This is a genomic window from Paenibacillus sp. Marseille-Q9583, assembly GCF_976954365.1.
In genome coordinates this window covers 149,236-171,173 of the sequence record NZ_CDRJTB010000002.1, presented here as the reverse complement: position 1 = coordinate 171,173, position 21,938 = coordinate 149,236, and the positions used below count along the sequence as shown (strand labels likewise).

Sequence of the window (21,938 nt, the reverse complement as noted above, 5' to 3'; positions counted from 1 at the left end):
GACGTTTCTTATTGCGCTGTAAGACTCGTTACAATGGTCTCCAGCTCTGCTTTTGTCTGCGCAGTATTTTTCGTATTCGCAAGCGTATAATCAATACTTCCATCCGCACTGGACCATACAAGCTGGACTTTTAGATCTCCATGGTGAGGACCAAACACCGTGTAAACTGCTTCAACCCCGTTGATGGTCAAATTTTCATCCTGGTCGCCAGGCAGCTGCGCTAAAGTAACCCCTTCCGGAAGCGTATATGCTGGAGCTGATTTTAGATTCAATCTCTCCCCATTTCGCAGATAAGTGATAGAAGTTTCTGTATCGCTCCACTTTAAGCTTTGTGAGATTACTTTTTTACCAGCAGCTTGTGCTTTAGCTTTTACCTGATCTCTGAGGGTTTTATACTCTGTACTGAAAAACTTCGGAAGCACTGGATTTAAAACGACATCCTGCAGCTTATAATCCTCCGGGAGAGAAGCTGGTATCAAGAGTGACTTTCCGCTTAATGAAGATAACTTCTGCGCTGCTTCATTTGTAGAACTGAATCTGTACGGCATATAGCTTACACTCAAATCTTCCTCTGGATTAGATTTTTTGTCATTAACATAGAGAGCCTTAATTTCTCCCGCTTGTAGGGGAACAGCATATTCTTTGGCAATCAAATCCTTAATCGTTGGCGATACCTGTGGTGATTTCTGCTCAACCGGAACCGTACCTTTGCTTTTATTATTGCTTCCCGCAGGCACTGCGCCTGCTGTTCCACTTACCGCACTCATTAACACTATCAGGCTCAAAGCCGTGATGGCCGCACTTTTTTTAATCATCATTATAATATCCTCCCTTAACCCTTGGTTATTTGATCATGCTTTTAGCTACAGCCAACATTTCATTTGTCGTCAGCTTACTGACCCGATTGTCTGAAAGGGTATATTGTATTGCGCCTGATTTATCCAGCCACACTAGCTTAGTGTTGAAACTTGCTTCTTTAGCCGAATCGGTTGTAAGAATTACTTTCCTACCGTTGACCGTCAGTTCTTTCTTAGTTTCCGAAGCTCGTACAAAAGGCACCGCTCCTTCGGGAAGTTTGGCGGGCGGCACTCCAGTTACAATGCTAAAATTGGCTTTTCCTTTGGCATACAGCTGCATAGACAAGTTCGTCTGGCTCCAGCTGATGATCTTGCTAAACAACTGTTTGTTGGGATCACCTGCCGCCGCTGCTGCCTTTAGTTCCTGCTCTAATTGCAAATACAGCTCTGAATCGTTTGCTACAGACGGTGGATAAATGATGGCTGTCGCCAGAGCGAAGCCCTTAGGAAGATTTCCAGGCTGTGGAGTAGCTGGACCCTTCAACGCTTTGAATTTAGCAGCAAAGGATTTGTAGTCTTTAAAAACAAATCCTTTGCCAGAGAAGCTGATCGTATCCTGAGGGTTGGAGACTTTGTCACGTCCGTAGTAGGCCAAGTACGTACCTTCCTTCAATCCCGCTACCAGGGCCTGCAGTTCCTTCTGGAGCTTCTGATCGGTTGGTACTGCAGTCTGCTGCCCAGAGGCAGCTGCGACCGAAAGAAACAAGCCAGGCGCAACCCCACTCACAACTACTCCTGTTCCTAACAAGGTTGCTGCAGAGAGCGCAATCAGTGTTTTTTTGAGTTCATCATTTAGCTTCAATTTCTAAATCACCTCCTTCTAACTACACTTCTATAACACCTGAGCATGGGAAAAAGGGACATTTTCTTATAAAAAAAGAGGCCGCCCCAAGTAGATTTCACTACTTTTGAGACAGCTTCTCATATTGTACGGATAGAACAACAGTAGCTAGCGAATGAAACTATTGGCAATCACTTGCCATTGTTCACGGGTTAAACTGTTATTCAATCCATCATTTAAACTACGAATCGTCTGGCTGGATTCATCATACCAATACAAACGATTCTGGGAAGACCAAGTCTGCTCCCCCTTCTTTGTACTCGCTGCGATAAAAACTGCTTCTTTACCAGTACCTGTCATAGACCATTTTTCGGCAGTCTGACCTTCCAAGATAGACACTTGCGTTATACCACCCATATAGGCGCTCTGACTTAAGGATAGTTCAATTGTTTGATCCTCCTTATGGTAGGTAACCTCAGCACTCTCTATGGTATTCACAACGATCTTCTCCATAAACAGCTTTTGGCCTGTCTTATCGACCTTTGCTTTTTTTTGAAATTGTTCAAGCATTTCCTTATATTCCTTGTCTATCGGCCAGTAAGGAGGAGCGGCTTTAAAAGTAGCATACTCAAATTCATAATCATTAGCGAGTATGGAAGGCAGCTCGGACCAGAAATCGCCAGTCCCTTTTAATTCTTTTACGAAATCTTGATATTTAGAATACACTGGAGAACTGAAAGCGAACTGCAATTGATTTCCATAGCCTAAACCTTTGGCCAACTTAGTAAACTCAGTATCATTCACATAATAAGCAGCCATTTCTCCAGCATTTAAGTGAGCAAGCACCTGCTCTTTATAAGTCGCTAATAAACTCATATACTTCTCTATCGCAGGAGAGGTCGAAGGAACAGGGGTATTATAGTGCACCGTCTGTACAACAGCCTTCCCTCCGCTGTTCACTAATGTAATAGCTCCATCCGAAGGCTTGGTGATGTCAATTGCAGACAGGCTACCATGTTCCTTTAAACCTCCAAGTCCAGACAGCTGAAGGGCACCAAATCCGATCATCCCCAGCAATACAGCTGCGGAGACCCCTGAGAGAAGTCTTTTTCTAAATTTAGATGGATGTGGGAGTATCTTCGCTTGCTTCTGCATAACGGGATCTCCCGGCTCTGAGAATGACTCCAGCTCGTCTCTGAGGTTCGCCATTTCTCCGACCATCGTTTTCTGTTGATCATGAATTGCCCTTACCCGATTCATAACTGCTGCTTTTACATCTAGTTCGTCGCAGTTCCCCAATGCGTCCATTTTCTTTATCATTTTCTCTTCAACACAGCTTCGTTGCCCCACCATTCCGTCCCCCCTTTTTGAGCATTCATCATTTTGCCAAGCTTCGTAATCGTACGCCTGTATTTCTTCTTCACAGCATCAGTATTCTTATCGAGGATCTCCGCAATCTCCGGGAAGCTCTGTTCCTCAAAGATTCGCAGAACTAACAGATTTCGTTCATCTAATTTCAATTTCAAGAGGGCAAAGGTGAGATGTTCGTTAAATATGTAACGGTCCATCAACTGTTCCGGGCTTTCTGCAGGAGGATCCGGTTGAAAAAGCGCCATAATCTTCAAATGTCTTTGGCGTTTGCGGATCAGACTGAGGCAATGATGATAGGCAATTTTATATAGCCAGGAAGAAAAGCTCGTGATAGGGCGATATGTGCCTATGTGCTGATATGCCTTCACTAGAATATCCTGTACCGCATCCTCCGCTTCCGTACGGCTCCCAAGCAGCCGGCAGCAATAGCGGTAAATCGGCTTTTGAAAAGCTTCGACGATAAGGGCATAGGACTCTACCTCGCCTGCCTGTACCCGAACGACGGTGTGTTCGATCCCGTCCAAAATCAGCAAACTCCCCTTTCACATAACCGTATAACCTTATAACTCTAATGATCATCCAAAAGGGACACTTTGGAAATATTTTTTTCAATGAAAAGGAACAGACTGGCACATAATACCCTCATTCCTATAACAGAGAGGAGGTTCAGGATGCCAGCAGCCATCAAAGGCACAATTACTGTAGACGGCCAAGAGATAACCATTACCAACCCAGAGAAGCTGCTATGGCCGGATTGCGGGATTACGAAGCGTATCTATCTGGAAAAGCTCGCCGCGCTCTCTCCCTACCTGCTGCGTTATTGTCGAGATCGTCTACTAACCGTAATACGTTATCCGCATGGTATCTCTGGAATGTCCTTTTATCAGAAAAATGCACCTGATCCTCTTCCAGCCTTTGTCCAGACCGCTGTTCACGAGAATATTAACTATATCAAGCTGCAAGGTTTACCTGAGCTGATCTGGCTGGGTAATCTGGCTGCTTTGGAGTTTCATCCTTCTTTGCATTATGTAGGTAGCGAGCTGCCTTGTGAATGGATGATTGATCTAGATCCGTCGCGTGAAGTCGAGCCCCGTATAATGGAAGCAACTGCAATCGTAGGGACGGTCCTAACCTCCCTTGGTTTATCCTCTGTGCCCAAAACCTCCGGGGCTACCGGGGTGCAGATCATCGTTCCTATCGAGACTGGCGTTACCTTTGATGGATTACGAAAAATCGGACACTTTGTGGGTCGTTACGTCACTGAAAAGCATCCCGATTTATTCACCTTGGAGCGTCTGAAGAAGAATCGGGGAGATAAAATCTATTTTGACTACCTCCAGCATTACAGTGGCAAAACATTAGCTGCACCTTACACGCCGCGTGCCAGGCCGCTTGCTACAGTATCCACACCATTGCTCTGGAAAGAGGTTCAGCAAAACGTATCTCCTACTGATTTTCATCTGCTCAATATTGAGGAACGCCTGCAACAGATGGGAGATCTTTTGGAAAAAGTGCCACCGCAGCCCGTCAAACAACTCATTGCTAAGCTCCCATAGAGATGGAATGCCACGAATAATGAGCTCAAAAACAGCAATAAGCCCGCAGCATCATTTCATGCTACGGGCTTATCAGGCGTCCCACTCAAGGACAGAAGGTATATTGTTTAAGAATACGGCATATTGAGTCTTGCTCACCGTATTTATTGCTCCATTATTCGTAAAAATACCTTCTTTCAGTTAATAGTACTAAAGTGCCAAGCTAAAACGCCTTCGGCGTCCTTTTAGGATGGTAAGCTAATGAATCGCTTTCTTCTTGAAACGGCCACCTTTAACATCATGAATGTTACCTATTGCGATGAATGCACCAGTATCCCAATCCTCAACAATGGATTTAAGCTTGGCTTCTTCCAAACGGGTGATAACCACGAAGATCACTTTCTTATTCTCCCCGGAAAATCCGCCTTCTCCATCTAAATAAGTAACACCACGTCCAAGACGTTCCGTCAAGGCTTCACCGATATCACGGAATTTATCACTAATAATCCATACCGATTTCGACTGATCCAGACCCTCAAGTGTAATGTCAATTACCTTGAATGCAATATAATAAGCAATTAGTGAGAACATCGCATTATTCCAACCGAACACAAATCCAGCTCCGGATAAGATGAACAGGTTGAAGAACATAACAACTTCACCTACAGAGAAGGGAAGCTTCTTGGCTACTAGAATCGCAACAATTTCTGTACCATCTAGAGATCCACCAAAACGTACAACTAGCCCAACACCTACACCAAGAATGATTCCCCCAAAAACGGCAGCAAGCATTGGCTCAACCGTAAAAGCATTCACATGATGCAACATTGAAGTACCAATAGACATAAGCACAATTGCATATAAGGTAGATAAGGCAAAGGTCTTACCTATTTGCTTATAACCGATTAACAAGAACGGAAGGTTTAACAGTGTCAATAAAATCCCCAGAGGAATGTCGAATAGATGTGATAAAATAATGGAGATACCGGTAATCCCACCATCAATCATTTGATTCGGTACGAGGAATATCTCAAGTGCAACAGCCATCATTGCTGCCCCAATGGATAACATGATCATTCGCTGCGCGAACTTAGCCATTTTATGTGTTCCAGTCTTCTGCAGCTTGTTCTTTTCCTCTTTGGCAATCATTTGTGGACTCACATTCATAGAACTCCCCCTACAATTTAACAGTATAGTGTTGAAACATTCGGAAGTATAATTATAATCTATACTTTCTTACATTTCTTCTTATACAATTATTATATCACAAAATAAGCCTTAATAATGAATGGAACACGTTATATCCTTCGAAAAAATCAGATTTAGTCCTCTTTCCGCTCATAATAGCGGAGATAACAACTGACACAGCCCTTCACCGAGTTTGACAATTCGCCCTCTCTCCTTAAACTTTACAGGATCAATAAATTCACTGTGCTTTTGATCCTTCTCAAACCCTGTGACTAGAGCGGATATAGCATCAGGATGTAGCAGCACAGCAGTCAATTCAAAGTTAGAATAAAAGCTGCGCATATCCAGGTTTGCACTCCCCACTGTAGCGAGCAGATTATCGATAATCATGATTTTGGCATGCATAAATCCTTTAGTATAGCGATAGAATTTCACTCCAGCGTCTTGTAAATTTTCTAAATAAGACAAAGAAGCATGATAGACAAGCACATTATCAGGCTTCGCCGGAATGATAATTCTTACATCCACTCCACGAAGTACTGCACTTTTCAAGGCCCGGCAGATGGCAGGATCAGGAATAAAATACGGTGAAGTAATCCAAATCCGCTGTTTAGCTGCACATAAGGCGGCAAAATACATTTCTTGAGAGGCGTCCATTGCAGCATCCGGACCACTCCCAACAATCTGCACGGCTTCTTGTGACTCACAATTATGTTTTGGGAACAGACGCGGATGGCTTGTACTTTCGCCAGAGGCCAGTCTCCAATCCTTTAAGAAGACATACTGAATATAATATACAGAGTCACCCTCGAGACGCAGATGGGTATCACGCCAGTATCCCAGTTTGAGATCCTTCCCCAAATAATCATCCCCTATATTCATTCCACCCGTGAAGCCAACAAGGCCATCCACCACCAGAATCTTCCGATGATTACGGAAATTAAAACGACGGTCCAACAGAGAACTAATCGGAGGTAAAAAAAAGTGGAACTCCACCCCAGCATTTCTCATCGTTCGAATAAACCTACGACTTAATTTATGACTGCCCAGACCATCACAAAGCAAGCGTACCTTAACGCCTTGACGTGCCTTCCGAATCATAACATCTTGAAATTGCTCACCGATCTCATCATCACGATAAATATAAAATTCCATATGTATATGTTCTTTCGCTTCTTCCATAGCTTCCAGCATAGCATCATACGCTTCTCTCGCAGATGATAATACCCTGCTCTTGTTATAACCAGTAATTGGCCCTTCTGCGATCTTAGAAAGCAAACCCAATAGACCCTTATTGTTCTCAAACTGAGTGTTTCCACTCTCAGTAACATCCTTTACTACCTTAATATTGCCAGAGACATGCGAACGAATTTCACGAAATAGTGTAGTACATCTTTTGTTTAATTTTGGATTCTGTCTATAATCACGGCCCAGAAAATAATAGAATGCCAGACCCAGCGGCGGACAACAGAATGAAATGAACAACCACGCCAAAGCCCTTTGCGGGCGACGAAACTCCATAAATACAATTACTGCGACCTGAATAATAAATAGACTTAGAATTATCGCAAAGATCTTCAATTCCCTACCCCCTTCATTAATAAAACAGTTATCAATAGACTCGCTGCGACGATTCTATTATTGGTTTTGCCGTAACTCTCTTTCTTTATTCAAACAAACCGTTGTCATGTTCCTGAAAGATATGGAATACATAGAGTAGTAAGACAATTCGGGATGAGCCTAATGGAAGTAAGGTCGTTAGCTTCGTGTATCGTAAGGCGGCTGCCATATGCCGCAGAAAGGAGAAGCCATGAAGAGTCAGCCAGATCATAACCGGATTACGCTGCTCGTCGTAAGGGATGCCGGACGCCCAGTCAAACAACTCCAGATCTCCAAGCCACTTGCGTTCGCCCTGCCGGCGGCAGCAGCCCTGTCCCTCTCCAGTCTGGTCACCTCTATGCATTTCCATGCCTCACAGTCGATCTCACAACTGGAAGCTGAGGCAGCCGCACTATCACTAACCAATCTCCGCATGGAAATGAAGGTCGCTGACAAGGATAAGGATCTAATGCAGCTTCGTACTCAAGTCAGCGAGCTATCAGAAGAGGCAGATCATATTAAAGACAAGCTGAAGAGTGTAAATGCGCTGGAACAGGAGTTGCAGTCTTTGATTAACAAAAGCAAAGGCTCCGCCGCTGAAACAAAAGAATCAAAAAAGGGGTCAACCGCTTCAAACTCAACCTTAGGCTTATCGAGCCGTAACGCTGTGCCAATTCCAACTGAGACATCTTTTAAAGCTACAATCACATCACAGGTAGGCGGAGAATATATCGCGTCTTATCAGAACGAATCGCTGAATCTAGTGGAGGAAACAAAAGACGATTTCGAAGAGATCCACGGTATGCTCGATGAAATGGTGGAAAGTATTACTCAAACTATCACTCTGGCGGAGCATGCGAATAACGTTCAAGCCAATCAACAGGCAAAAAAAGCTCAAGCTGAAAAAGCCAGACTAAATGCAGCGGTACTCTGGCCTACCGATTCTAGGGTCATCTCCTCAAGCTTCGGCTACCGAACAGATCCTTTCAAAGGCTTATCCGCGTTCCATTCAGGTGTCGATATTGCCGGGAACTTAGGCGATCCTGTATATGCCGCCTTAGACGGGGAGGTCGTTACCTCCGAGCAGATGGGTGCGAGAGGCAAGTATGTCGTGATCAAGCATTCGAACGGGCTTGAAACCTGGTATATGCATCTGCAGGCAATGAATGTATCTGCGGGAGACAAGGTTAATAAGGGGCAGAAGATCGGCTTGCTTGGAAACACTGGCCGAAGCACAGGACCTCATCTTCATTTTCAGGTAGTGAAGCAGAACAAAACTGTGGATCCATTGGATTATGTTAAACCTTAAACGTTAATGTAAAAATTTATGAAATAGGAGGAATTTATACATGTGGAACAAGCGGCAGCAGCGTGCCTCTATCAAGTCTACTGACTCTCTGATTGGGCATGGGGGTACGCTCGAGGGTAAAGTACATTGCGATACGAACCTGAGGATTGAAGGTACCTTTAGCGGAGAAATTATATGCAGTGGTGTAGTCACTGTAGGTGAGGAAGGCACGGTACGCTCCAGTATTAGGGCAGAAGAGATCGTTATCGCTGGTAAAGTATATGGAGATGTTACCGCAGACCGTAGGCTCATTATGACTGGTACTGGCGAGCTGCACGGTAATATTTCTGCAGGAGCACTAAGTATTATGGAGGGCAGCCTGCTTAATGGGTCCATCGCCATGCAAGAACAGCCCACCTCTGAACAAGCAGGTGAGCTCAAAAGTAATACCAAAAAGAACAAGACAGCAAAACGTTCCTCCAAAGCAGAAGAAACGCTTGAAGCCGGTTAATCCTATTTTTATCCAGCAACGTCCCGTTTACGGAAGACAAACCAGGAAACTGCTAAGAATATAACATAATACACTGCCAGCACAGCAATGGAGAAGCCTAGTGTAGCACCACCTGGACCAACATCAGATCCCATGTAGACCCTTAGATCCATATGAGTGAAAATTAAATATCTGGCCCATTCGAACACATCCGGATTAAGCAAAGCCGCGAAAATACCTTGGGCAAACATGATAAACATAGATAAACCTATCGCCAATCCACTTGCACGGAATACGGAAGAGATCATAAAAGCAAGCGTAACCGTCAAGAAAAGAGTGACATAGCGGCATAGGAGATCTATAAAGGAATACTCAGCAGGACTCCAAGCTGTAATCGAAGACAATGCGTCACCAGTTGGTGAGGCGAAAATAAACGATGAAGCTAAACCAAAAACAATCAATACTGCAGTACAAAGCAAGCTAAACAACACAATGCTAATGTATTTCGAGAGCAAGATCTGGGAACGGCTCCACGGGCGAATCAGCAGCATTTTGATGGTTCCCCAGGTAAATTCGCCCGCTACGGAGTCAGCGGCTATAACAACAACGAAGATCGTATTCAGGAAGAATACGACACTCACTATCATTTGGAAGCTGTCCCAAACGCCTAAGCGCGATGCAGGGTTATCCGTTGTGAAATACATAAGAGCCGGAAGAAACGCACTAAACACTGCAAGAATAATCAGCATAATCCATGTGCGAGCACGACTATATATCTTGATGTTCTCATTATGTATCAACGCTGTAAATTTACTCAATGCCTTCACCTCCTGTAACCTCTAAGAATTGATCCTCTAACGTACGGGCAAGTGATTTGATACTGTACACTTTAATCCCACCAGCCACTAGTCTGGCATTAAACTCAGCAATTTCTTCACGTGCGGCCTCAACTACAAGCCCACCGCTCTTTAATGTTCCTTGTCCAATGAGAGCAAGTGCAGCTTCGGCATCGTCAACCTCAAACAAAGTTTCTCCGATAGGCATCGTAACATTGCCTACCTCTTTTAGCTGTTTTACCTCAAGCAGTTGCCCATTCTGAATAATGGCTACACTGTCACACATGAGCTCCATTTCGGAAAGTAAATGGCTCGAGACAAATACGGTTGTTCCTTCTTCACGACAGAGTAGGCGCAGATAGTCACGAAGCTCACGTATGCCTTGTGGATCAAGCCCATTGGTTGGCTCATCTAGAACCAGTAGCTTTGGTCGGTTTAGTAGCGCCTGAGCTACTCCAAGTCTCTGACGCATACCTAGGGAATAAGTCTTCACTTTGTCATGAATTCTTTGACCAAGCCCGACCAGCTCCACAACCTCATCAATCCGTTGCTTACTGACTCCCGGTACCATCCGTGCAAATTGTCTAAGATTCTGATACCCGGACAGAAACTTGTACATTTCAGGATTTTCTACAATAGCCCCAACACTTGCAATAGCCTCTTTATAATTATTTTTAATACTATGACCACTAATCAGGACATCCCCACTGCTAATGGAAATTAATCCCACCATCATTCGTATTGTTGTCGTCTTCCCTGCTCCGTTTGGTCCCAAAAACCCGAATATTTGACCCGGTGGGATATCCAGCGTTAAATTGCTCACCAGCGTCTTAGAGCCTATTTTCTTGGTAACTCCCTGCAGACGGGCAACAGGTTCAGACAGCATTTCTGTATTTGACACAGTATCACTTCCTTTCATTTACAAACAAGTTTACCATACCGTTTTTTTCAGAAAATTACAAAAAAGAAACAGTCTAACGTTGTTTAGACCGAGGATTCGATTCGATTAGAACAAAAAGGGACCTGGCCTCTTGCAAACGAAGAGTCCAAGTCCCTTATATCACTTCATTCAATATTACCTGTTTTTTCAGAATGCAGGTATTTAGCCACCTACACGTGCAAGCTCGCGCATATTCGCTTCAAATGCAGCCATCAAAGCAGCCTCGCCGGTCAATCCGGTTTGCTCCACTTTGCGAATCTGCTCCATCATCCGTTTGTAATCCTTCGGAATGACACGAACAAACTTCGGCAAGCTATCTGCCCACTGATCCAATACCTGCGCTCCCGCCTTACTGCCTGTAAGCTCTACATGACGGCTAATCAGCTCGCGCAGCTCTTCGATCTCTTCTGGCTCTTCCACTCTCTCGAGAAGTACCATCTCGAGATTGCAGCGGCCGATGAAGGATCTCTCTGGATCGTAAACATAAGCGATACCACCTGACATCCCTGCCGCAAAGTTACGGCCTGTTTCACCAAGTACAACCACACGGCCTCCAGTCATGTATTCACAACCGTGGTCACCCACACCTTCTACAACAACCTTCGCTCCAGAATTACGAACGGCAAAGCGTTCACCGGCGATACCGTTGATATAAGCTTCTCCAGCTGTTGCTCCGTAGAATGCAGTATTTCCGATAATGATATTGTCCTCAGCTGCAAAGGTAGCTTTTGGAGATGGTTTGATAATAATCTTACCACCCGACAGTCCCTTACCAACATAGTCATTGGAATCGCCTTCCACCGTAAGTGTGATCCCCTTAGGCACGAATGCACCCAAACTTTGACCAGCAGAACCGGTGAAATGAAGACGAATCGTATCATCAGGCAAGCCGGCTGCCCCGTATTTACGTGTCAGCTCGCTACCAAGGATGGTTCCAACGGCACGATTAACGTTCGTAATCGGTAACGATGCTTCTACAGCCGTTCCAGATTCCAGTGCAGGTGCAGCCAGATCCAGCAGTTTAGAGACATCAAGCGTCTCTTCCAGACCATGATTCTGACGTTTACTGCAGAAGCGTGTGCTTCCCTCTGGCATTTCCGGTACATGCAGCAGACTACTCAAATCTACGCCCTTCTTCTTCCAATGCTGCGAAGCTTGAGCAGCGTCTAAGCAATCTGTACGGCCAACCATCTCTTCAATCGTACGGAAGCCAAGACTCGCCATAATTTCGCGTAAATCCTGTGCCACAAAGGTCATAAAGTTAACTACATGCTGTGGATCACCCGTAAAGTTCTTACGAAGATCAGGATTCTGTGTCGCTACACCAACCGGACAAGTATCCATTTGGCAGACACGCATCATGATACAACCCACAGCTACTAACGGAGCAGTAGCGAAGCCATACTCTTCAGCACCCAGTAATACAGCAACTGCCAGATCGCGTCCGCTAAGCATTTTCCCGTCTGTTTCCAGTACAACGCGGTCACGCAGATTGTTCAGCATCAACGTCTGATGCGTTTCAGCCAAGCCAAGTTCCCATGGCAGACCTGCATGACGAATGGAGTTCATCGGAGATGCACCTGTTCCCCCGTCATAGCCACTTACCAGGATAATATCAGCGCGCCCTTTGGCTACGCCAGCAGCAATCGTACCTACTCCGACTTCAGATACGAGCTTAACATTAATGTTTGCACGTGGATTGGCATTCTTCAGATCGTAGATCAGCTCTGCCAAATCCTCAATCGAATAAATATCATGATGCGGCGGAGGTGAAATCAAGCCCACACCAGCTGTTGAACCGCGCACTTCAGCCACCCATGGATAAACTTTACGTCCTGGAAGCTGTCCGCCTTCCCCTGGTTTAGCACCCTGAGCCATCTTAATCTGGATTTCATCAGCGTTAACAAGGTAATTAGATGTAACTCCAAAACGTCCGGAAGCTACTTGTTTAATCGCACTGCGACGGGAATCGCCGTTGCTGTCCGGGATATAGCGGGCTGGATCTTCTCCGCCCTCACCAGTATTACTCTTACCACCGATCCGGTTCATTGCAATAGCGAGGGTCTCATGCGCTTCCTTACTAATGGAACCAAAGGACATAGCACCCGTCTTGAACCGTTTCATAATGGACTCCACTGGTTCTACTTCTTCTAATGGAATCGGTTCATAAGCTGACTTGAACTGTAATAAGGAACGAATCGTCAGATGCTTCTCACTTTCACCTTGAACAAGTGCAGCATATTTCTTGTACAACTTATAATCCCCACTACGCACGGAGTGCTGAAGCAGATGAATGGTCTGTGGGTTGAACAAATGATCTTCCCCATCGTTTCGCCATTGATAATCACCACCGGAATCAAGCACTTTATCATTTCCGTCTTTCTCCGTGAAAGCACGGTTATGATGGATAAGTGCCTCGGTTGCTACTTCCTCCAGACCAATACCGCCAATACGGGAAGGTGTCCAAGTAAAATAACGATCCACGAATTCCGAGTTCAGACCGACAGCTTCAAAGATCTGCGCGCCCCGGTAAGATTGAATAGTCGAAATCCCCATTTTGGAAAGAATCTTAACTACGCTCTTAGTTGCAGCTTTAATATAGTTCTTCACAGCCTTCTCATGCGAGATTCCCCGCAGTAAGCCTTGGCCGATCATATCATCCAAGCTTTCAAAGGCCAGATACGGATTGACTGCACTCACACCATAACCAAGCAGAAGTGCATAATGATGGACTTCACGAGGTTCACCGGATTCAAGCAAAATACTAACTTTTGTCCGTGTTCCTTGCCGGATCAAATGGTGATGCAAGCTCGATACCGCAAGTAGAGCAGGAATCGCAGCATTATCACGGTCCACACCGCGGTCCGTCAGAATCAGAATGTTATGACCTTTAGCCATAACGCGATCAGCAGCCTCGTTCATACGCTCAAGCGCGATACGCATTCCTTCTGCTCCGAGCTCAGCTGGGAAAAGAATCGGAATAGACATCGACTTGAAGCCTGCACGACGAACATGACGAATTTTGGCAAAATCTTCATTCGAAAGAATCGGTGTGTGCAGCGAGATTTGGCGACAGCTTTCTGGTTCTGGTTTAAGCAAGTTACGCTCTGGTCCAATCGTAGTCGTAGTAGAGGTAACCAGCTCTTCGCGAATAGCATCGATTGGTGGATTGGTTACCTGAGCAAACATTTGTTTGAAATAGTTATATAGACGCTGCGGACGGTCTGAAAGCACAGCGAGCGGCGCATCATAACCCATGGAACCTACAGCTTCAGCGCCAGTAGATGCCATTGGTTCAAGCACCTTGCGCAAGTCCTCAAAAGTATAGCCGAACGCTTGCTGCAGCTGCTGCACATTGTCATGCTTAGGATTTGGTAGCTCAGGTGCATCTGGAAGCTCTTCGAGACTAATCAAATGCTCATCCAGCCACTGGCGGTAAGGCTTCTCAGTAGCGATAGCCGATTTGACTTCCTCATCGGAGATAATACGGCCTTCCTTCGTATCCACGAGCAGCATGCGTCCAGGCTTCAGGCGGTCTTTATATAAGATGTCCTCTGCTGGAATGTCCAGTACACCCGCTTCGGAGGATAGAATAATCATGTCGTCCTTTGTTACATAATAACGAGCAGGTCGCAAGCCGTTACGGTCCAGAATAGCGCCGATTTGCACACCATCTGTAAAGCCCATTGCAGCAGGTCCGTCCCATGGCTCCATCAAAGTGCTGTGGTATTCGTAAAAAGCTTTCTTGTCGGCGTCCATACTGTCATGATTGCTCCATGGTTCAGGAACCATCATCATGGCTACTTGTGTCAAGGAGCGTCCGCTCAAATAAAGAAATTCAAAGGTATTATCGAACATTGCAGTGTCCGATCCATCCGGGTTTATAACAGGTTTGATCTTGCTCAGATCTTCGCCGAACACTTCACTCTTGAACAGCGACTGGCGGGCATGCATCCAGTTCACATTTCCGCGCAAGGTATTGATCTCACCATTGTGGATCATAAAGCGGTAGGGATGCGCACGTTCCCAGCTTGGGAAGGTATTCGTACTGAAACGGGAGTGAACTAACGCGATTGCTGATTCCAGCTCTTCGTTCTGCAAATCCAGGTAGAATTGTCCGACTTGTTCTGTAGTCAGCATGCCTTTGTACACGATCTTACGACATGACAAGCTTGGGATATAGAAGGCTTCAGCCTCTTCTACACCACCGTAGCGAATCGCAAGCTCTGCACGTTTGCGGATGACATAAAGCTTACGCTCAAAAGACAATTCGTTCGTAACCGAGGCCGAGCGACCGATAAACACTTGACGTACAAAAGGTTTTGCAGCCTTTGCGGTTTTGCCAAGCATTTCATCATAGGTAGGTACATCACGATAGCCGAGTACTTCCTGACCTTCTTCAGCAATAATTTTGCTTAAGAGGGCCTCATGTTGAGCCCGAACCTTCTCGTTATGAGATAGAAAAATCATGCCTACGCCATAATGGCCTTGTTCCGGCAAAGCGAAGCCAAGCTTCTGGGCTTCACTAGCAAAGAAACGGTGCGGAATTTGAAGCATGATACCTGCTCCGTCACCAGAGTTGGGTTCGCTACCTTGTCCGCCACGATGCTCCATATTAAAGAGCATTGTTAAAGCGTTACTAACAATATCATGGGACGGTTTGCCTTTAATATGGGCTACAAATCCCATGCCGCAAGCATCCTTTTCGAACTGGGGATCATACAGGCCCTGTTTTCCGGGCAGTTCAGTGTGTCTCATCGAACGCAACCTTTCTATTTATAAAGTATGGCGTAATCTTTGGAAAATTTTTCAGATTAAAATTTTAATAATTATTCAAGCCAGATTAGTGCTATTATTTTATCACCGAGGTGACAACAGCGCAATTTAAACTTTTTTATGATGCTGATTAACATTTCTTTTTGCGACACAGCTTTAGTGGACAAAAGTTCAAAAAAACTCATCTATGTATAATTATGCACAAATTACGCATAAGAACTTATGCAATGAAAGCGTTTCAAGAATTTTCATCACCCTTGAATGTTTGCAAGAAAAAGGATTCTATGATTTAAACTCAAAAAAAGCGTCTCCCGGAGGAGACGCTTTTTAATTACTTTTTTTCAAATTATACAGTCATAGCTTGTTCACTGTTCATTCCAGCTTCATTGTCCCGACTGCGGGTCATGAAGTAAGCGAAAGTAAGAGCAAGGAACCCAAGACCGAAGATTGCAAGCACACCTACGTCACTCCACATTGCACTGAAGTCCCCTGTAGAAATTACTGATTTAAAACCACTAACTGTGTAAGTCATAGGAAGCAGTGGGTTAAAGAATTTCATCCAGTTCGGGATCAATTCAAGTGGGAATGTTCCGGCACTAGTTGTTAATTGGAAAATCAGAATAACGATAACAACAAAACGTCCCGGTTGATCCAGCCAAGTAACAATGGATTGAATTACCCATGTGTAAACTAGACTAGTCAAGAATGTAAATAGGAAGAATAGCGGTACACTTTGTACTTCTAGTCCAAGTCCGTACAATACAACCACAGCAGCCAGCATAGACTGGATAAAGCTCATGATTGAGAACGTAAGCGTACGGCTGATAAAACGATTCATACGGCTTGCGCCTATTACAGCAGATTCACGCATTGGAATAACAATCGTAGAAATCAGAGCACCTACGAACAACCCAAGGGATAAGAAGTAAGGAGCAAATCCTGTTCCGTAGTTTGGTACATGATTTACAACTTGATCCTCAACCACAACCGGTTGTGCGAACATTTCCATCATTTTATCTGACTTATTTACGCTGCCTGTTTTTTCAGCAGCATCGCTAAGCTTAGTTGCCAGTTCTGTTGATCCAGATTTCAGATCATCCATACCATCTTTCAGCTCGCCTGCACCGTCAGCCAGTTTTTTCGAACCATCTGCTACAGCACTGATACCGGAACCTAGTTCGCCTACACCACTTAGCAGTTTTGAGGTACCATCGCCAAGCGCTTTACCGCCTTCAGCCAGCTTGCTGCCTCCAGCTGCAGCTTCTTTAAGCTTCGCACCAAATTGTTGCATCCCTGCATTCAGCTTATTGCCACCTGTTACAAGTGCTGATGCACCTTGTGCCAGTTTTTGCTGTCCTGTCAAAAGCTGTGTGCTACCAGCATTTAATTGCTGTGCTCCATCATGCAACTGAGTTACACCAGCAGCTACCTGCTGTGAACCTGAGTGCAGTTGAGTTGCACCTTGTGCCAGTTGCTCTTGCCCACTGTGGAGTGCAGTAGCACCCTGTGCCAGCTGCTCTTGACTTTGTTGCAGTTGCTCACTACCTTGTGCAACAGCTGCACTAGCTGCTAGGAGCTTCTGTACGGCCGGATTCTGTGCCAACTCAGGACTAGCCTGTGCCAATTGCTGCAAGCCTTGAGCGACCGCTTTAGCGCCCTCAGTAACCTTTGTGCTACCTTCTGCGGAAGCCTGCAAGCCTGCCTCTAGCTTCGCGCTGCCATCCACGGAGGAGGTTAAACCTGCTTCCAGCTTCGCGCTGCCGTCAACTAAAGATTGTGTTCCTGCTTGTAATTTAGTAGTACCATCTACAGCAGACTTCGTACCTGCTTGAAGCTGTGTGGCACCTGTTACAGCTTGCTTCAAGCCGTCACTAAGCTGTTTACTGCCGGCAGCGCTTTGTGCAACACCATCTTGAAGCTGTGTATGAGCAGCCGACAATTGTTGCAAACCGCCTGCCAAAGTGCTAGAACCCGTTTGAATTGCAGTAGCACCTGAATTTAAATCAGACACACCTTTAGTAAGTGGTTCTACACCATTTTGAAGTTTACCTGTACCATCTGTCAGTACAAGAAGATTATCTTTCAGCTTCAAGGCTCCGTCATCTAGCTTACCAGCGCCATCTGCGATCTTGGAAGCTCCATCTCCCGCCTCGCCCAATCCATCAGAAACTTCTGTAATCTGATTGAATACAGACTCCACATAAGCCTCTGTTACCTTAGCGGATACTTTAGATTTAATTTCTGATACAGCCGTTCCACCGATCTGTCCGGCCAGGAAGTTGTAGCCTTCATTTGGCTCATAAATAATTTTTGCCGGTTGTGGTTCATCATCCAAAAGCGTTGTTGCTTTAGCAGAGAAGTCTTCTGGAACAATAATCGCCATATAATAGGTATTGTCCTTCATTCCTGCTTGCGCTTCTTCTAGTGAAACAAAGTTCCATTGAAAGCCATCGGTTACCTTAAGCTCCCCAATCAGATCATCTCCGGCCTGAAGTTGTTTTCCTTCATAATTAGCACCGACATCTTGGTTGACAACAGCAACCGGTAACTCATTCATCTTGCCATACGGATCCCAGAATGCCTTTAGGAAGAATCCGCTATACATCACCGGAATAAATAGGATAGCAATCATCGGAATCAGCACCTTTGGATTTCTCAGTGCTGCGCCAAGATCCTTGGTAAATACGGATAATGATTTCATTCTGGTTCTCTCCTTATGAGCTTATGCTCTCTTTAAAATGCTTTGTTTGCGAAATATTACGTAACACTAGGTGACCGTTTTCCCCATTCGGTCAATTTAGGGGATAAAAAAACGCCTTTCGGCTCTTCTTCAATGCCTAAAACAGCTTGGAAGTTGTTAAGGGAAAGCAATCTGATCACGCCATCCCTATCCTGAATCAACGCTTACTGTGCCAATCCTTCGGCGAGAAACAAATGAAAGTACATCTTGATCTGTTCCTTGTCCAAGGGAGTATGTGTTTTATTCAGTTCAGCAGTCAATACAATATATAGCCTGAACATGACTACAGATACGATTTTAGGATCGCAAGGTTTGATTTCTCCCTTTTCAAGGGCTTGTTGCACCTCCCGTTCTAAATATTCTAAAACTAAGTTCTCGATCTTCTCGAGCCCTTCTCCTGCCTGCGGCGTTCCGAATTCGCGACTCTCCTGGGAAAGCTTGATGAATAGCTCCTGCTCACTTCGAAATTCCAGCAGGGCATCCAGCACACGATGCAGGTTATCAAAGAAAGGTCTGTCTCGCCTGATCTCGCGATCAGCAATCATCTTCATTTCTACCATCATATCGCGCAGGATCTCATCAAACAATTGCTCTTTGTTTGTAAAAAAGGTGTAGATGGTTCCTTTCCCGACATTTGCGATCTTAGCAACCTGATCCATGGTAGTCGCCTTATAGCCGAATAATGAAAATGATTTTGCTGCGGCCTGAAGCACCTGCTGTCTTCGATCCACCACTGCCACCTGTGCCCACTTCCTTTCTCCAGAAAATATCATTACCGCTGACTGTCTGACCACTTTACTAATCCGGTCAATTGGTCATTCATTACTTTAACATGTAGCTTTGCAGTTTGCAATACTTTAGAAAATCTTTTATTTTTTTATTTATTGCAGGGTTTTAACTTTCTATTTACGTCTTATTTGTATAATGTGAGTAGAGAACAGTTTTCCCTCATCTATTTAAGAAGAAATTCCGCATTTCTATTGAAAAGGAAAGTAGCAGGTGAACTTATGCGAAAGAAAAGAGTACTGCTGTTTTCGGAAGGCTTCGGTACGGGCCACACAGGAGCAGCCTATGCTCTGGCCGAAGGAATAAAGCTGCTGAATCCGGATGTCCAGTGCCGAGTCATCGAGCTAGGTAAATTTCTTAACCCGATGGTCGCCCCATGGATTCTTTCCGCTTACCGAAAAACAGTTAGCAGCCAGCCTAAGCTGGTCGGCATGATGTATAAGACACAATATCATAAATCATTGAACCCGTTGACTAAGATGGCACTTCACCGGATTTTTTATACACATGCCTCTCAAGTGATCGAACAGCTAAAGCCTGATTTGATTATTTGCACACACCCCATTCCGGCCGCTGTCATTTCCAGACTAAAGCGTCGTGGATTGGAGGTTCCACTGTATACGTTAATTACAGATTATGATGCACATGGTAGCTGGGTAAATTCCGAGGTCAATCGATATCTCGTTTCTACCCCACGCGTCAAATCAATTCTAACAGGCCGAGGGATCGCTCCTGAGCTTGTAACGGTCACAGGCATTCCTGTGCATCCGAAGTTCTGGGAACGATCCAACAAGACGCTGCTCCGCAAGGAACTAGGTCTAGCCGATATCCCTACTGTTCTCATAATGGGTGGAGGCTGGGGACTGATGTTCGGTAAAGAGATTATGAATTCACTCACAGCCAGAATGGATAACATCCAACTCATCTTCTGTATGGGCAGTAACGAGAAGCTTATAGCCAAAATGAAGTCCAATCCAAGGCTTAATCATCCTAACGTCAGGATTCTTGGATACACCAGTGAAATCAATAAACTGATGGATGCTTCCGACCTTCTAATCACAAAGCCTGGCGGTATGACCTGTACCGAAGGTCAGGCTAAGGGAATTCCAATGCTCTTCTATAAAGCTATTCCAGGTCAGGAAGAGAAAAACTGCCAATATTTCGTAGAGCTAGGGCTAGCAGAGGTACTTGACTGTGAGGTAGTGAATAAATGGTTCTCTATGATGCTCCGTGAGTATTCTGTTCTCGAAGAACAGCGTAAACGCCGTCTTGCCCCAGATAAGCATCAACCGCAAAGTTGCGCGACTACCGTTCTGCAGATGTTGGGTAAACCGGTAGACAAAACAGCTGATATCAGAGGGTCAAGATCTCAAGCACGAAGCGAAGAAGCAGTATGCATTACACCATAAAGAAAAGCAGGTAGCCAGGGAAATCCCCGTGGTATTATCCCCTCATGGTTGACAGTGAAAAAAGAGCACATGGTATCATGTGTTTTACACAGTCGACCGGAGGGGATTTTTCATGGCTAAAAAAGGGCAGACGTTTACGAAGTATTCAGAAGAGTTGAAGAACGAGGCGGTTCGACTTCACTTAGAGGAACATATGAGCTATTCACAGATTCTAGAAAAACTCGACATCAAGAGCGATGCTCAGTTGGTGAGGTGGATACTTAAATTTAAAAGTGGGGAGACCTTTGAGGACCGACGCGGAAAAGGTGGAAGAAAACATTTTGACAGTAAAGACGAAGAAATCGCGTATTTGAAGGCACAGGTCGAATACTTAAAAAAGCTCAATCCCAAAGACTCAAAATTGTATTTGGAGAAACCAAAGAATCTTGAAGATGCTGAACATTTGGTTAAGGAGTACATCCTTTACTACAACAAGGAACGCTTCCAGAAAAAACTCGGCGACCTGTCTCCGGAAGAGTACCGGAACCAGATCGCCGCTTAAAAGGCTTCTTTTTTACTGTCTACTTGACGGGGCTATGACCACCGGCTACCTGCTTTTTTGTGTAAACATGTAAATCAGGATTTATTAAATTTCTATACTTTCGCCAGCTTTAAGCGGGAATCCCTCTACCCCTTCTAAACGAAGACGATCACAGAAATCCACAGCATCCTGAGCAATACCCGGAAATGTATTGTAATGAAGCGGTATGACCTTATCCGCTTGAAGCCAGCGCGCAGCAAGGAGCGCATCATCCGGTCCCATGGTCAGCATATCGCCAATCGGCAGAGCCGCCAAATCAATCGCAGTTCTTTCACCAATCAGACGCAGATCGCTGAATAGTGCGGTATCCCCTGCATGGAATAACGTCTTCCCCTCAATCGTCAATAAAATACCTGCGGGTTGTCCAGCATAAATCCAAACGTCGCCTTCCTGAATCGATGAGGAATGAAACGCCTGAGTATATTTAACAGTAATGGCATCATAAATATGACTGCCACCTATATTCATATGTTTTACCTTGGCACCCTTCATTCGGCAGTATTCTGCAAGCTCAAAAACAGCAAAGATCGGACAATCATTCTGTCTGGCAATTTGCACAGCATCACCTAAATGATCCGAGTGACCGTGAGTCAGCAGGACAGCATCTACAGTAATGTCATCAGGTGAAATACCGGAGTTCGGATTTCCTGACAAAAAAGGGTCAATAATAACTTTCGCTTGCTCTGTTTCTACCAGCAGCGCTGAGTGTCCGTAATAAGTGATCTTCATGACAATTCTTCCACCTCCAGGGTTATATAGTCT

At 45.0% G+C, this 21,938-nt stretch carries 17 protein-coding genes; 5 read left to right on the top strand and 12 right to left on the bottom strand.

Annotated features, from left to right (window positions below; all coding sequences use genetic code 11):
- Positions 1-8: 8 nt before the first annotated feature.
- The 4 genes from ACWNM1_RS02530 to ACWNM1_RS02515 all read right to left on the bottom strand — a co-directional run bounded on the left by ACWNM1_RS02530 (position 9) and on the right by ACWNM1_RS02515 (position 3,536).
- The gene (locus tag ACWNM1_RS02530; protein WP_449599620.1) at positions 9-818 is read right to left on the bottom strand and encodes a hypothetical protein; all 810 of its coding nucleotides are present in this window, start codon (positions 816-818) and stop codon (positions 9-11) included.
- A gap of 25 nt (positions 819-843) precedes the next feature.
- Positions 844-1,659 carry a hypothetical protein gene (locus tag ACWNM1_RS02525; protein ID WP_449599618.1) on the bottom strand — a complete coding sequence of 272 codons (816 nt, stop codon included), beginning with the start codon at positions 1,657-1,659 and terminating at the stop codon, positions 844-846.
- 147 nt (positions 1,660-1,806) lie between these two features.
- Positions 1,807-2,991 (bottom strand): hypothetical protein, encoded by a 1,185-nt coding sequence (locus ACWNM1_RS02520; protein ID WP_449599617.1) that lies wholly within the window; start codon positions 2,989-2,991, stop codon positions 1,807-1,809.
- Positions 2,955-3,536 carry an RNA polymerase sigma factor gene (locus ACWNM1_RS02515; RefSeq protein WP_445164927.1) on the bottom strand — a complete coding sequence of 194 codons (582 nt, stop codon included), beginning with the start codon at positions 3,534-3,536 and terminating at the stop codon, positions 2,955-2,957. The genes ACWNM1_RS02520 and ACWNM1_RS02515 overlap by 37 nt, the downstream gene beginning before the upstream one ends.
- Positions 3,537-3,680: 144 nt before the next feature.
- Between ACWNM1_RS02515 and ligD the strand changes: the two genes are divergently transcribed.
- On the top strand, positions 3,681-4,565 hold the full coding sequence (gene ligD / locus ACWNM1_RS02510; protein ID WP_149646489.1) for a non-homologous end-joining DNA ligase: 885 nt from the start codon (positions 3,681-3,683) through the stop codon (positions 4,563-4,565).
- Positions 4,566-4,802: 237 nt separating this feature from the next.
- Here the strand turns inward: ligD and ACWNM1_RS02505 are convergent, their stop codons facing one another.
- A complete protein-coding gene (locus ACWNM1_RS02505) occupies positions 4,803-5,642 on the bottom strand; it encodes a YitT family protein (RefSeq protein ID WP_231573468.1) in 840 nt (279 codons plus the stop codon).
- Positions 5,643-5,882: 240 nt separating this feature from the next.
- The gene (gene cls / locus ACWNM1_RS02500) at positions 5,883-7,313 is read right to left on the bottom strand and encodes a cardiolipin synthase (RefSeq protein WP_449599615.1); all 1,431 of its coding nucleotides are present in this window, start codon (positions 7,311-7,313) and stop codon (positions 5,883-5,885) included.
- A gap of 208 nt (positions 7,314-7,521) precedes the next feature.
- On the opposite strand from cls, the gene ACWNM1_RS02495 reads away from it, so the two are divergent.
- Both ACWNM1_RS02495 and ACWNM1_RS02490 read left to right on the top strand, forming a co-directional pair.
- Complete coding sequence (locus ACWNM1_RS02495) at positions 7,522-8,640, top strand: peptidoglycan DD-metalloendopeptidase family protein (RefSeq protein WP_449599613.1); 1,119 nt, start codon at positions 7,522-7,524, stop codon at positions 8,638-8,640.
- Positions 8,641-8,680: 40 nt separating this feature from the next.
- A complete protein-coding gene (locus ACWNM1_RS02490; RefSeq protein WP_449599611.1) occupies positions 8,681-9,130 on the top strand; it encodes a bactofilin family protein in 450 nt (149 codons plus the stop codon).
- Positions 9,131-9,138: 8 nt separating this feature from the next.
- On the opposite strand, the gene ACWNM1_RS02485 is transcribed toward ACWNM1_RS02490, so the two are convergent.
- The 5 genes from ACWNM1_RS02485 to ACWNM1_RS02465 all read right to left on the bottom strand — a co-directional run bounded on the left by ACWNM1_RS02485 (position 9,139) and on the right by ACWNM1_RS02465 (position 19,141).
- Positions 9,139-9,927: an ABC transporter permease gene (locus ACWNM1_RS02485; protein ID WP_449599609.1), complete on the bottom strand. Its 789-nt coding sequence runs from the start codon at positions 9,925-9,927 to the stop codon at positions 9,139-9,141.
- Positions 9,920-10,831: an ABC transporter ATP-binding protein gene (locus ACWNM1_RS02480; RefSeq protein WP_339804174.1), complete on the bottom strand. Its 912-nt coding sequence runs from the start codon at positions 10,829-10,831 to the stop codon at positions 9,920-9,922. The genes ACWNM1_RS02485 and ACWNM1_RS02480 overlap by 8 nt, the downstream gene beginning before the upstream one ends.
- Before the next feature lie 216 nt (positions 10,832-11,047).
- The gene (gene gltB, locus ACWNM1_RS02475) at positions 11,048-15,643 is read right to left on the bottom strand and encodes a glutamate synthase large subunit (RefSeq protein ID WP_449599608.1); all 4,596 of its coding nucleotides are present in this window, start codon (positions 15,641-15,643) and stop codon (positions 11,048-11,050) included.
- A gap of 364 nt (positions 15,644-16,007) precedes the next feature.
- Complete coding sequence (locus tag ACWNM1_RS02470; RefSeq protein WP_449599606.1) at positions 16,008-18,362, bottom strand: YhgE/Pip family protein; 2,355 nt, start codon at positions 18,360-18,362, stop codon at positions 16,008-16,010.
- A 203-nt stretch (positions 18,363-18,565) separates the two neighbouring features.
- Positions 18,566-19,141, bottom strand: a complete 576-nt coding sequence (locus tag ACWNM1_RS02465; RefSeq protein WP_179085738.1) for a TetR/AcrR family transcriptional regulator — start codon at positions 19,139-19,141, stop codon at positions 18,566-18,568.
- A gap of 267 nt (positions 19,142-19,408) precedes the next feature.
- Here ACWNM1_RS02465 and ACWNM1_RS02460 point away from each other — a divergent pair, with 267 nt between their 5' ends.
- Together ACWNM1_RS02460 and ACWNM1_RS02455 are read left to right on the top strand one after the other, a co-directional pair.
- On the top strand, positions 19,409-20,596 hold the full coding sequence (locus tag ACWNM1_RS02460; RefSeq protein WP_449599604.1) for an MGDG synthase family glycosyltransferase: 1,188 nt from the start codon (positions 19,409-19,411) through the stop codon (positions 20,594-20,596).
- A gap of 112 nt (positions 20,597-20,708) precedes the next feature.
- Entirely contained in the window at positions 20,709-21,137 is a 429-nt protein-coding gene (locus ACWNM1_RS02455; RefSeq protein ID WP_449599602.1) for an IS3 family transposase, read from the top strand.
- 84 nt (positions 21,138-21,221) lie between these two features.
- On the opposite strand, the gene ACWNM1_RS02450 is transcribed toward ACWNM1_RS02455, so the two are convergent.
- Entirely contained in the window at positions 21,222-21,905 is a 684-nt protein-coding gene (locus tag ACWNM1_RS02450) for a metal-dependent hydrolase (RefSeq protein ID WP_449599600.1), read from the bottom strand.
- Positions 21,906-21,938 lie beyond the last annotated feature (33 nt).